Source organism: Rhodanobacter sp. C03 (assembly GCF_002001175.1).
GTDB lineage: Bacteria > Pseudomonadota > Gammaproteobacteria > Xanthomonadales > Rhodanobacteraceae > Rhodanobacter.
The window spans coordinates 645,864-658,075 of sequence record NZ_MUNT01000006.1 but is presented as its reverse complement, the minus strand read 5'-3'; the positions used below and the strand labels follow the sequence as shown (position 1 = coordinate 658,075).

General features: G+C 62.2%; 14 protein-coding genes. 5 read left to right on the top strand and 9 right to left on the bottom strand.

The window, feature by feature from the left end:
- Window positions 1-35: 35 nt before the first annotated feature.
- On the bottom strand, window positions 36-1,403 hold the full coding sequence (gene purB, locus B0E48_RS11165; protein ID WP_077518164.1) for an adenylosuccinate lyase: 1,368 nt from the start codon (window positions 1,401-1,403) through the stop codon (window positions 36-38).
- Between the two features lie 99 nt (window positions 1,404-1,502).
- On the opposite strand from purB, the gene B0E48_RS11160 reads away from it, so the two are divergent.
- Window positions 1,503-2,897, top strand: coding sequence for a class II fumarate hydratase (locus B0E48_RS11160; RefSeq protein WP_077518163.1), 1,395 nt, complete (start codon window positions 1,503-1,505; stop codon window positions 2,895-2,897).
- Window positions 2,898-2,948: 51 nt separating this feature from the next.
- Here B0E48_RS11160 and B0E48_RS11155 read toward each other — a convergent pair whose 3' ends face one another.
- The 7 genes from B0E48_RS11155 to B0E48_RS11125 form a co-directional block, all read right to left on the bottom strand.
- Complete coding sequence (locus B0E48_RS11155; protein ID WP_077518162.1) at window positions 2,949-3,641, bottom strand: hypothetical protein; 693 nt, start codon at window positions 3,639-3,641, stop codon at window positions 2,949-2,951.
- Between the two features lie 109 nt (window positions 3,642-3,750).
- Window positions 3,751-4,311 carry a hypothetical protein gene (locus tag B0E48_RS11150; RefSeq protein ID WP_139350247.1) on the bottom strand — a complete coding sequence of 187 codons (561 nt, stop codon included), beginning with the start codon at window positions 4,309-4,311 and terminating at the stop codon, window positions 3,751-3,753.
- A gap of 138 nt (window positions 4,312-4,449) precedes the next feature.
- A complete protein-coding gene (locus B0E48_RS11145; RefSeq protein ID WP_077518160.1) occupies window positions 4,450-5,418 on the bottom strand; it encodes a hypothetical protein in 969 nt (322 codons plus the stop codon).
- On the bottom strand, window positions 5,415-6,272 hold the full coding sequence (locus tag B0E48_RS11140) for an ABC transporter ATP-binding protein (protein ID WP_077518159.1): 858 nt from the start codon (window positions 6,270-6,272) through the stop codon (window positions 5,415-5,417). The genes B0E48_RS11145 and B0E48_RS11140 overlap by 4 nt, the downstream gene beginning before the upstream one ends.
- The gene (locus B0E48_RS11135; protein WP_077518158.1) at window positions 6,269-6,643 is read right to left on the bottom strand and encodes a GntR family transcriptional regulator; all 375 of its coding nucleotides are present in this window, start codon (window positions 6,641-6,643) and stop codon (window positions 6,269-6,271) included. The genes B0E48_RS11140 and B0E48_RS11135 overlap by 4 nt, the downstream gene beginning before the upstream one ends.
- Window positions 6,644-6,646: 3 nt before the next feature.
- The gene (locus B0E48_RS11130) at window positions 6,647-6,988 is read right to left on the bottom strand and encodes a hypothetical protein (protein WP_077518157.1); all 342 of its coding nucleotides are present in this window, start codon (window positions 6,986-6,988) and stop codon (window positions 6,647-6,649) included.
- Window positions 6,989-7,259: 271 nt separating this feature from the next.
- Window positions 7,260-7,850, bottom strand: coding sequence for an FMN-dependent NADH-azoreductase (locus tag B0E48_RS11125; RefSeq protein ID WP_077518156.1), 591 nt, complete (start codon window positions 7,848-7,850; stop codon window positions 7,260-7,262).
- A 112-nt stretch (window positions 7,851-7,962) separates the two neighbouring features.
- Between B0E48_RS11125 and B0E48_RS11120 the strand changes: the two genes are divergently transcribed.
- The 4 genes from B0E48_RS11120 to B0E48_RS11105 all read left to right on the top strand — a co-directional run bounded on the left by B0E48_RS11120 (window position 7,963) and on the right by B0E48_RS11105 (window position 11,782).
- Window positions 7,963-8,937: a LysR substrate-binding domain-containing protein gene (locus tag B0E48_RS11120; RefSeq protein WP_077518155.1), complete on the top strand. Its 975-nt coding sequence runs from the start codon at window positions 7,963-7,965 to the stop codon at window positions 8,935-8,937.
- 77 nt (window positions 8,938-9,014) lie between these two features.
- The gene (locus B0E48_RS11115) at window positions 9,015-10,157 is read left to right on the top strand and encodes a pyridoxal phosphate-dependent aminotransferase (protein ID WP_077518416.1); all 1,143 of its coding nucleotides are present in this window, start codon (window positions 9,015-9,017) and stop codon (window positions 10,155-10,157) included.
- Window positions 10,145-10,945: an amidohydrolase gene (locus B0E48_RS11110; protein WP_077518154.1), complete on the top strand. Its 801-nt coding sequence runs from the start codon at window positions 10,145-10,147 to the stop codon at window positions 10,943-10,945. Before B0E48_RS11115 ends, B0E48_RS11110 begins: the two co-directional genes overlap by 13 nt.
- A gap of 117 nt (window positions 10,946-11,062) precedes the next feature.
- Window positions 11,063-11,782, top strand: a complete 720-nt coding sequence (locus B0E48_RS11105) for a CsgG/HfaB family protein (RefSeq protein ID WP_077518153.1) — start codon at window positions 11,063-11,065, stop codon at window positions 11,780-11,782.
- A 60-nt stretch (window positions 11,783-11,842) separates the two neighbouring features.
- Here the strand turns inward: B0E48_RS11105 and arsC are convergent, their stop codons facing one another.
- The gene (gene arsC, locus B0E48_RS11100) at window positions 11,843-12,187 is read right to left on the bottom strand and encodes an arsenate reductase (glutaredoxin) (RefSeq protein ID WP_077518152.1); all 345 of its coding nucleotides are present in this window, start codon (window positions 12,185-12,187) and stop codon (window positions 11,843-11,845) included.
- Window positions 12,188-12,212 lie beyond the last annotated feature (25 nt).

Here is a 12,212-nt window from a genome sequence, read left to right as displayed (position 1 = left end):
AAAGGCCCGCAGATGCGGGCCTTTTTCTTTGCGACTCAGACGTTTTTCGCCAGCGCCTCGGCGAGACCGATATAGCTGGCGGGGGTCAGTTCGAGCAGGCGCTGTTTCGCCTCGGCTGGCAGCTCGAGGCTAGTGATGAAGGTATGCATCGAGTCGCGGGTGATGCCCTGGCCGCGGGTCAGTGCCTTGAGCTGTTCGTATGGCTCGGGCAGGCCGTAGCGGCGCATCACGGTCTGCACGGCTTCGGCGAGCACTTCCCAGCTGGCGTCGAGGTCGCTGCCGAGACGGTCGGCATTGACGGTGAGCTTGCCGAGACCCTTCTTCAGCGATTCCAGCGCTACCAGGGTGTGGCCGAACGCGGTGCCCAGTGCACGCAGCACGGTGGAGTCGGTGAGGTCGCGCTGCCAGCGGCTGATCGGCAGTTTTTCCGCAAAATGACCAAGCAACGCATTCGCCAGCCCGAAATTGCCTTCGGCATTCTCGAAGTCGATCGGGTTGACCTTGTGCGGCATGGTCGAGGAGCCGACTTCACCAGCCTTCAACGTCTGCTTGAAGTAGCCGAGCGAGATGTAGCCCCAGATGTCGCGGGCCAGGTCGATCAGGATGATGTTGGCGCGGCGCACCGCATCGCAGTATTCGGCGACGCCGTCGTGTGGCTCGATTTGGGTGGTGTAGGCGTTGTAGCCGAGGCCGAGGCTTTCCACGAAGCGCTGCGAGAAACCCTGCCAGTCGACTTCCGGATAGGTGATGGCATGCGCGTTGTAATTGCCGACCGCACCGTTGATCTTGCCAGAGATCTCCACGGCAGCAAGCTGCTTGCGTTGGCGTTCGAGGCGGGCCACCACGTTGGCGATTTCCTTGCCCAGCGTGCTGGGCGAGGCGGTCTGACCATGCGTGCGCGAGAGCATCGGCAGCGCGGCGTTCGCGTGTGCCAGTGCGCGTAGCTGGGCGATCACGACGTCAAACATCGGCAGCAGCACCTGCTCGCGCGCATCGCGCAGCATCAGGGCATAGGACAGGTTGTTGATGTCCTCGCTGGTGCAGGCGAAGTGCACGAATTCCTTCGCCTGTGCCAGACCGGCGTCGGCACCGATGCATTCCTTGATGAAGTATTCGACCGCTTTCACATCATGGTTGGTGGTCGCCTCGATCGCCTTGATTCGGGCGCCATCGGTCACGCTGAAGTTCTTCGCGACGGCTTTCAGCGTGTCGATCTGGCTCGCGCTGAATGCCGGCAGCTCGGCAATCATCGGATCGGCGGCCAGCGCCAACAACCACTCGATCTCCACCTGCACACGGCGATGCATCAGGCCGAACTCGCTGAAGATCGGGCGCAGTGCTTCGACCTTGCTGGCGTAGCGGCCGTCCAGTGGCGACAGGGCGGTCAGGGCGTGGGTGGACATCGCGGGCATTCCGGTATGGGGAAACGCCTATTTTACATTGCCAGCGGCTTCATGCCCGGCGGCTTATAGTCGGCGGGTATTCCCAGCCAGGATCCGGTCATGAGCGGTTTTCGCATCGAACACGACAGCATGGGCGAACTGAAGGTGCCTGCAGACGCGCTGTATGGCGCGCAGACCCAGCGCGCGATCGACAACTTCCCGATTTCCGGCCTGCATCTGCCGCGCCCGTTCATCCGCGCGCTGGGCCTGATCAAGGCGGCGGCGGCCGAGGTCAACCTGTCGATGGGCTACCTGAAGAAGAACCAGGCCACGGCGATCCGCAAGGCGGCGCTGGCGGTGGCGGATGGCCAGTACGACGCGCAGTTCCCGATCGACATCTTCCAGACCGGCTCGGGCACCAGCACCAACATGAATGCGAACGAGGTGATTGCGCACTTGGCGGTGAAGGGCGGCACCAAGGTGCATCCGAACGATCACGTCAATTACGGGCAGAGTTCGAACGACGTGATCCCCACGGCGATCCACGTCAGCGCCACGCTCACCGCCAGCGAACAGTTGCTGCCAGCACTGAGGCATCTGAAGAAGACCATCGACAAGCGCGCCCGTGAGCTGAGGAATACACCGAAGTCCGGCCGCACCCACCTGATGGACGCGATGCCGATCACGTTCGGGCAGGAGTTGTCCGGTTGGTCGGCACAGATCGGTTCGGCGATCGAGCGTATCGAGGATGCGTTGAAGCGGATGCGCTGCCTGCCGCAGGGTGGCACGGCCGTCGGCACAGGCATCAATGCCGATCCGAAGTTCGGCCCGGCGATGGCGGCACAGCTGAAGAAGCTCACCGGTGTGAAGTTCGAGTCGGCGGAAAACTATTTCGAAGGTATGGCGTCGCAGGATGCCGCGGTGGAATTGTCAGGCCAGCTGAAGACGCTGGCGGTGACGCTGATGAAGATTGCCAACGACCTGCGCTGGATGAATTCAGGTCCGCTGGCCGGTTTGGGCGAGATCGAATTGCCGGCGCTGCAGCCGGGTTCGTCGATCATGCCGGGCAAGGTCAATCCGGTGATTCCCGAGGCGACCGCCATGGTGGCGGCGCAGGTGATCGGCAACGACGCCTCGATCACCATCGCCGGCCAGTCCGGCAACTTCCAGCTCAACGTGATGCTGCCGCTGATCGCGCACAACCTGCTGCAGTCGATCGGGATCCTGAGCAACGTGAGCGTGCTGCTGGCCGACAAGTCGATCGCCGGTTTCAAGGTCAACACCGCGCGGGTCAATCAGGCGCTGGCGATGAACCCGATCCTGGTCACTGCGTTGAACCCGGTGATCGGTTACGAGAAGGGCGCGGCGACCGCCAAGCAGGCGTACAAGGAACATCGGCCGATCATGGATGTGGCGCTGGAAACCACCGGATTGTCGAAAGACGAGCTGAAGAAGCTGCTCGATCCGCTGACGTTGACCAAAGGCGGTATCCACGGTGGAGGCGGTGGCGGTTGAATGTGCCCAAAGCCCTCACTGCATCGTGCGTGAGGGCTTTGGGCGTCCGGATCAGGAGGACACAGCAAAACCTTTCTTGCCGTTCTTGTCGGTCATGTCCTTGCCGCAGTCATCGACATCCTTCTGCTGCATGGTGGCGTAGGGCCTGAACTCGGGCATCGCCGCGGCCAGTTTCTGCTGCGAGGTCAGCATGTCTGGCAGCCGCTTGCACAGCCGCATGGCGGCAGCTTCGATCTGGTCGGTTTGCGGCTTGATGCTCGCCTCGATCTCCTTGTCGTTCTTGCCGCTGAGCGCCCCCCAGATCGCCTGCTTGGCCGCGGTGACGCCGATGTCCGCGCCGCTGGCGCCGATGTCCATGCCAGCTTCGGCGATACCGACGATCTGCTGGCGGTAGTCCACCAGCATGGTGTGCTGTTCCGGCGTGGCCTGCACCGGCTTGCCGGCGATCACCAGTGCGCCCTGCGGGGTGATGACGGCCTTGGGCAGTTTGCTGTTGCCGTCGCTGTCGTGCCGGCCGTCGCCGTGGATGTGCACGCTGCCGACGTCGATGTCCTGAGTGAGCAGTTCCTGCTTGGCCTGGTTGATGCCTTTCCGGACTTCCGCGGAGACGGTAGAGTTTCCCTCTGTCCCAAGCGATTCGGTGGTTACAACCGTAGTAGTTGTCTTGTCGGAAGTGCTGCATGCCGTCAGCGGCAACAGCAGGGCCAGCGCAAGAAAACTCCCGGTGATCGTGTTGCTTTTCATGGTCTCGCTCCCCGTTTGAGTTCGATGGGATATCAGCTGTCGTCGTGCCGGCAAATAGCCAAGCTGCCTGCCTGTAAGAAGGACATGGCCCGCATGATGCGGGTCATGTCTATCGATGAGTGACGTCATCGTCGTTGCAGTCCTTGGCCGCATCGCGCTCAATGATGCCGGCATACGGTTTGAAGGCTGGAAGCTGGGCGGCAAGAGTGTCCTGCGCGGTCTTGATATCGGCCAGGTCCTGGCAGATCTTCATCGCTGCCTGCGTCACTTTCTGTGAACCGGCCTCGACCTGCTGGTCGGCGTTGCCTTCGCCGCCACTGGCGATGCTGGCCACCGCACCCTTGATCGATTCCCCAGCGAGCGCGACCCCGGCCTTGCCGGTCGCGATGCCGTGCTCACGAACGGCATTTGCGGCGAGGTAGTAATGCTGCAGTGCCTCGCGTTCCGGCTGGCTGATCGGCACGATCTGGCCGTTTATCTTGAGGTCGCCGTTCGCTGCGATGACGGCATCCGGCGTACCGCTGACGTGCAGGATAATTTCGCTATTTCTGACCTTGATCGCGCCATTGGCGATGCTGGTGCTGCTGAAGTCGCCCATGCCGGAGCCGTTGCCGCAACCGGCAATCAATCCGGCAAGAGTCAACATGAAAATCAGACGCTGTGATGACATAGGTTGGTGCTCCGATCCTTTGTGGTGTAGCCGTGCGGTGCAGACGCTTCCAGGACGTTCGTATTCGGTTGCAGTATCAGATTTATGGGGTTGAACCCGGCGAGGATGGGCCGATTTACGGCCCATCCCCCGCGAGACTCAGCTGTCGTCGCGCCAGCGGCGGAACCAGATGGCGCCGGCCAGCAGCCCGCATCCAATCACCACGCCAATCCACAGGTTCGGCGAAGCCAGCAGCTGGTAGGTATTGGTCAGGTCCATGAAGTCCATGTTCGGGTTGTCGGCGACGTTGTGTGCGATGGATTCGCCGTTGGTGCCGAACAGGCTGCCCGTGCCAGGGAAGGTGCTGAACAAGCCGCGCTGCACGACGTTTTTCCAGAACCAGGTGGTCGGCAGGTTGAACAGTCCCATCAGGCCAAACCAGCTGATCACCAAGCCGGTGGCCACCGGCAACGCGACTGCCCAGAGGAACGGCTTGTTGCGTGCCCAGGCCGAGCAGAGCAGCAGCCAGCCCACGGAGGGAAGGGCCCACAGCACGTACAGAGGGATGTAGCCGATCAGGTTGACCATGATGCGGAAAGGGTGGGCCATAAGCAGCAAATGCCACACATTCACGCCATGGAACGACAGTGTTATCGCCAGTATCAGCAACTGCAGCATGCCGACGACGATGCCCACGATGACGGCGATGACAGGAGCGAGCACGGTGGCACTGACGATCTTGGACAGCACGGTGCTGGTATCGGAGATCGGGAGGGACTTCCAGAACAGGATGCTGCGATCACGGCGGTCGTCATACAGCGCACCAAGGCAATAGAAGAACACCACGAAGCCGAGTACCACGGTGAGCAGAGCCATCGCCGAGTACATCGCAATGTCCAGCGCAAACCCGACCTTGCTCATGTCGCCGGCATCCATGTCGGTCATCACGCTATGCAAACCACTGCTGGCTCCGAAATGGATCCCGTGGCTGGCACCGAGTACCTCGGCGGTGATGATGCCCATGATGTTCAGCAGCAGGAACACGCCGCCGGTGATGATCGGAGCCCAGAAGAAGCCGCCCCGGTGTTCCCAGAACTCGCGCTTCACGAGCCAATAGAAGGTTTTCATGCGTAGGTTCCCTTCATGGTGGCGACGAACAGGTCGCTGATGGATGGCCGGCGGGTTTCGCCCAGCTGTTCCAGCGTCGCGCGGTTCGCGCCGTCAAACAGAAAAATGCTCTTGCCGAAGACCTGGCGTTCGTCCAGTGGTTTCAGCTGGCGGGCAGCGTCGGCCTTGTCGGCGTTCACCATCACTTCGATGAAGCGCTCGCCGACCGCATCCATGTCGGCATCCAGCACGATCTTGCCATCGCGGATGAACATCAGGTCGGTGAGGATGTGCTCGACTTCCTCCACCTGATGCGTGGTCACGATGATTGTCTTGTTCTCGTCGAAGTAGTCTTCCAGCAGGTTCTGGTAGAACTGCTTGCGATAGAGGATGTCCAGGCCCAGCGTCGGTTCGTCCAGGATCAGCAGCTTGGCGTCGATCGCCATGACCAGGGCCAGATGCAGCTGCACGATCATGCCCTTGGACATCTGCCGCACGCGCTGGCCGGGCTGCAGCTTGGTGCGGGCCAGGAACGCCTCGCATTTCTTGCGATCGAAGCGTGGGTGCACGTTGGCGACGAAATCGACCACCTCACGCACGCGGATCCAGCGTGGCAGCACCGCCACGTCGGCGATGAAGCAGACCTCGCCCATCAACTTGTCGCGCTGCTTGCGCGGGTCGAAGCCGAGCACATTGAGCGAGCCGGTGAAATCGGTGAGACCGAGGATCGCCTTCAGTGCGGTGGTCTTGCCGGCGCCATTGGGGCCGATCAGACCGACGATGCGGCCAGGCGCAATCTGGAAGCTGACGTTGTCCAGCGCCAGCGACGTTTTGTACCGCTTGCTCAGGCCGCTGGCTGTGATCACCGCGCTCATGATTGCTCTCCCTTGCCGGACTCGGTCTCGCGCAGCAGGGTCTTGAGATCCAGACCCAGTCGCTGCAGCCGGGCAAACAGCACCGGCCATTCTTCGCGCAGAAACCGCTCGCGTTCGGATTTCAGCAGCGCCTCGCGGGCGCCTTCGATGACGAACATGCCTAACCCCCTCCGTTTTTCAACCAGTTGTTCGTCGACCAGTTCCTGGTACGCCTTGGATACGGTGAGCGGATTGATCTGATAATCCGCAGCCACCTGGCGTACCGACGGCAGCGGGTCGCCCTCGTTCAAGGCGCCGTCCAGGATCATTGCCACCACACGCTGGTGCAGTTGGCGATAGATCGGGACGCTGTCGTTCCAGGTAATGGTCATGTTTTATTCCTTGCTGATGCGACCGAACTTGTTGCCAAACGAATAGTAGGGCATGGCCAGTTGCGACCCGATCAGGCTGAACTGCTCGGCGCCGCTGGCGCCGCCCAAGTGGCCGAAGGCGGGGATCGTGGCGATACCCGTGACGCCGATTTCGGCCAGCAGGGCAGCGGTGCGACGCTCGTCGGCGCTGGGGTAAACATGGACAGGCGCCAGGTTGATGACCTTGCTGCCATTGATTTCGGTGACGGGTGCCTGATGGGCGTCAACGTTGAAATTCAGGACGCCAAGAGTTGCGGTGGTAAACAGGACGGCGGCGACGCTGGCGATGAGCTTGTTTGCTTTCATGACGTGTCTCCTTAGTGATCTCGTGGGCCGGTGTTGTAGTGAACTATAACACCATGTTTCGAGCTGTCAATGAAAAAGATGCAGATTCGCAACATGACTGATGGCCTATAGGCGAAAACCTGCACGGCATCAGTACAAGGGCCAGCGCGGTGGCTGGCCTTTCGTGGCGGAGCGGGGCAACGCGATCAATCGTGCGTGAGCGATGTGTACCCGACCCCGGGAACGCAAAACGGCCCCGTAGGGCCGTCGTGCACGCATGTTGTGGTGGAACTCAGGCAGCCTTGGCCACCGGTGCGACCAGCGAACCGATCGCGGCCTGCGCCGATTGCAGTGCCTGTGCTTTCGGCTCATCGCCCATGTTGAGCCCTTCGGCCCGAACGAAGCTCACCTCAGTGATGCCGATGAAGCCAAACACGGTACGCAGATAGGATTCCTGGAAATCCATCGCGGCGGCTGGGCCGCTGGCATACATGCCACCGCGGCTGGAGGCGATGATCACCTGCTTGCCGCCGGCCAGCCCCTCAGGACCGTTGGCGCCATAGCGGAAGGTCTTGCCGGCGACCGCGATGCGGTCAATCCATGCCTTGAGCTGGCTGGGAATGCCGAAGTTGTACATCGGCGCACCGATCACCACGATGTCGGCAGCAAGAAAGTCTTCCAGCATCTGGTTGCCCAGGGCGACGGCAGGATCGCTGGCGTCGGCCACCGGCGACCAATGCGGCAGCGGTTCGGCGGTCAGATCGTGGTAATGGGTCTCGATGCCGGCAGCCTGACGCTTCAGCTCGGCTACGATGTCGGCGGTCAGCTGCCGCGACACTGAATGGGCACCCAGAGCGCTGGAGTCGATATGCAACAGTTTCATGGTGAGGTTCCTGGTCGGGCCGACGAAGCGGCGATGTGATCAGGATATATTTGGAACAATGCGGCGATAAGATGGCGGTTATCGGACGTATCGTCTTCCTTGGGAAACAATCATGACAGTATTGAGCGGCGCCCTGCAGGACCTCAACGATCTGTACTTCTTTGCCGCAGTGGTCGAGCACGGCGGCTTTTCCGCGGCCGGCCGGGCGCTGGGGGTGCCGAAATCGCGCCTGAGCAAGCGCGTGGCCCAACTGGAGGAGCGGCTTGGCGTGCGCCTGCTGCAACGGACTACGCGGCGTTTCGTGGTGACCGAAGTCGGCGAGCGCTTTTACACACATTGTCGTGCCGTGCTGGAAGAGGCGCAGGCGGCGCAGGATGCGGTGGATGAATTGCGCGCCGAACCCCGCGGCGTGGTGCGGCTGAGCTGTCCGGAATCACTGGCGCAGACGGTGCTGGCGTACTTGCTGCCGGATTTCCTCATGCAGTATCCGAAGATGCAGGTGCGGCTGCTGGCCAGCAATCGCCGCGTCGACGTGATTGGCGAAGGCTACGATCTGGCGATCCGGGTGCGCAGCAAGCTGGACAGCGATGCAAACCTGGTGATGCGCAGTTTCGGCCAGTCGCGCACCAAGCTGGTGGCCAGCCCCGCGCTGCTGAAAGCGCAGGGGCGTCCGGCGACACCGGAGGAACTGGCCAAGCTGCCGGCGCTGTCGATGCGCGAGCACGAAGGCGCACAGGTGTGGGAGCTGATCGGGGCGAACGGCGAGCAGGTCAATGTGGAGGTGCAGGCGCGCCTGATCACCGGTGATTTCGCGGTGCTGCTGGAATCCGCCCGACGTGGCCTGGGCGTGGCGCTGTTGCCGGAGTTCGTCTGTGCTCCGGCGATCGCTCGCGGCGAGCTTGAAGTGGTGTTGCCGGATTGGAGCGTACCCGAGGGCACCATGCACTTCGTCTACCCCAGCCGGCGCGGCATGTTGCCTGGCGTACGCGCGCTGGTCGATTTCCTGGCCGAACGGCTGCCGGCCACGACCTTGCTGAAACACGAACAGTGCAAGCTGCGCCCGCTGGAAGATCTGCCCCGGCCGTGATTGGTTCGTTGTGATGCACGCAGTGGCGCCATACGCTACGCTTGAACCTTTATGGACATCCATACGGCTGAATGATGATGATTGAAACCAAGCTCCCGAAAGTCGGCACCACCATCTTCAGTGTGATGAGCCAGCTGGCGCTGGAACACAAAGCCGTGAACCTGGGCCAGGGCTTTCCCGACTTCGAGCCGCCGCAACCGTTGCGTGATGCGTTGGCCCGTGCGATGAACGAAGGCCGCAACCAGTACGCGCCGATGCATGGCACGGCGCCCCTGCGTGAACAGATCGCACTGAAGACCGCACGGCTGTATGGCCGCAAGCTCAACGTCGACACCGACATCACGGTGACTTCCGGCGCCACCGAGGCGATCTTTGCGGCGATCGCTGCGGTGGTGCGTGCCGGTGAGGAAGTGATCGTGTTCGATCCGGCCTACGACTGCTACGAGCCGGCCATCGATCTGCAGGGCGCGCGTGCGGTGCATATCCCGTTGACCGTGCCTACCTTCGCTATCGACTGGCAGCGCGTGCGCGATGCAGTGACGCCGAAGACGCGGATGATCCTGATCAACAGCCCGCACAATCCGTCCGGCTCGGTACTGTCGGCGGAGGATCTGGAAGAGCTGGCGGCGATCGTGCGCAACACTTCCATCGTGGTGCTGTCCGACGAGGTGTACGAGCACATCGTTTACGACGGCGCGCAGCATGAGAGCGTGCTGCGTCACCCGGAGCTGGCCGAGCGCAGCATCGTGGTGTCCTCGTTCGGCAAGACCTATCACTGCACCGGTTGGAAGGTCGGTTATGCCGTGGCGCCGGCCGCGCTGTCGGCTGAGTTTCGCAAGGTGCACCAGTACCTGACGTTCTGCACCTTTCATCCTGCGCAGGTAGCGTTTGGAGAATTCCTGGCCAGCCATCCGGAGCATTACCTGGAATTGCCGGCGTTCTATCAGGCCAAGCGCGACCGTTTCCGCGCGCTGCTGGCGCCGTCGCGGTTCAAGCTGCTCGATGTGCCGGGTGGTTATTTCCAGCTGGTCGACTACTCGGCGATCCGCGACGAGGATGACCTCTCCTTCAATCGCTGGCTGGTGGAGCAGGGCGGTGTGGCGGCGATCCCGTTGACGCCGTTCTACGAAACCGCACCGGGCACGCGCTTGCTGCGACTGTGCTTCGCCAAGAGCGATGCGACGATGGATGCAGCGGCGGAGCGGCTATGCAAGCTTTAAGAGTCTCGCTGGTACAGGGCGCCACCCGCTGGCACGACGCGCCGGCCAATCGCGACTACTACGGCGCGCTGGTGCGGCAGGCGAAAGGCAGCGACCTGATCGTGTTGCCGGAGACCTTCCTGTCGGGCTTCAGCAACGACACCCAGGCTAGTGCTTCGACGATGGACGGCGAGGGCGTGGCCTGGTTGCGCGCGCTGGCTATCGAGGTGGCCGCGGTGATCTGCGGCAGCCTGGCGATCCGCGAAAACGATACCGTCTATAACCGTCTGCTGTGGGTAAAGCCGGATGGCAGCTTCGCGCAATACGACAAGCGCCACCTGTTCCGCATGGCCGGTGAGCACACCCGCTACGGCGGCGGCAACGAGCGGCTGATCGTGGAGTTGAAGGGCTGGCGCATCCTGCCGCAGGTTTGCTACGACCTGCGCTTCCCGGTATGGCTGCGCAATCGCCGGTTGGCCTCCGCCGGTGGTGGCATGGAATACGATCTGGCGCTGTTCGTGGCGAACTGGCCGGCACCGCGCCGCGGCCCGTGGCGCACGCTGTTGCGTGCACGCGCGATCGAGAACCTCAGCTACGTGATCGGGGTGAACCGGGTTGGCGTGGATGGCAACGAACTGCCGTATGCCGGCGACAGCGCGGTGATCGACCCGGTCGGGGAGCCGCTGGTCGAACTGGGTACGCAGGAGCAGGTGGTGACAGTTACCTTGGATCCGGCGCCGTTGCTGGCACATCGCGAACGGTTCCCCGCATGGATGGATGCCGACAGCTTCACCCTCGATCCGGGGTGAGCTGCCTCGGTCGTCGGATATAGACCAGCCGAAGAATATCGGCAGCCATACCGCAACTCTAAGATTCGCTGTGAACAGCAGGCCGGCGGCGGGCGCCCCTGCATCACGGAGAATGCCATGAAGCCGATCCTTAACCTTGGTTGCGCACTCGGTGTGTGCCTGCTTTCGGGCGCAGCAGCGGCGCAGTCCGGTCGTCCGACGATCGCTGTCTCGGAGTTCACCAATCAGACCAGTTCTGCATATTGGTGGGGTGGAGATGTCGGCCGCCAGTTATCGGATGCACTGAGCAATGAACTCAGCTCCACCGGCGATTTCAACGTAGTCGAACGACAGAAGCTGGGCGCCGTGATCGGCGAGCAGGATCTGGCCAGTTCCGGCCGGGTGCGTCAGGGTAGCGGTCCACGCACCGGCAATATCACCGGTGCGCACTACCTCATCACCGGCGCCGTCACTTCATATACCGAAGACACCAGTCATACCGGTGGCGGCCTGAGTTTTCACGGCATGTCGTTCGGTGGTGGCAAGAGCCAGGCGTATATCGCGATCGACCTGCGCGTAATCGACTCGGAAACCAGCGAAGTGGTGTATTCGCGCACGGTCGAAGGGAATACCACGAATACGCAGGTCGGCATCGGTGGTTATCTGCGCGATGGCCTTGGTGGCACCTTCAGCCAGAAGAAGAACACGCCGGCCGGCAAGGCCGTACGCGGGGCGCTGGTGGAGGCGTCCGATTATCTGGACTGCGTGATGATCAAGCGCGACAGCTGCATGGCCAGCTTCAACCAGAAGGAACAGCATCGTCGCGATGGCGATCGCCAGGTGCTCGACCTGCAATGAGGACGTCTGCCGCGGTACGTTGAAGGGCGCATCGCAGCGGTCAGCATGAAGGGCAGCGGATCAGAGTATTGCCAGCACCGCTTCCGGTGGCCGTCCGATGATTGCCTTGCCTTTGGCAACCACGATCGGGCGCTCGATCAGTTTCGGATGCGCTGCCATCGCTGCCATCAACGCTGCATCGTCGAGTGCGGGGTCATCCAGGCCGAGTGACTGATATTCCACTTCGCCGGTGCGCAGCAGTTCGCGTGCGCCCATGCCGAGCTGCTTCAGAAGCACGGTCAGTTCGGCGGTGCTTGGCGGCGTCTCGAGGTAATGGATCACCTCGCACGCGCCGACATGCTGCTCCAGCAACGCCAGTGTGGCGCGCGACTTGGAGCAGCGGTTGTTGTGATAGATGCGTACCATCGGTCAGCTTTTTCGCGTCATCAGA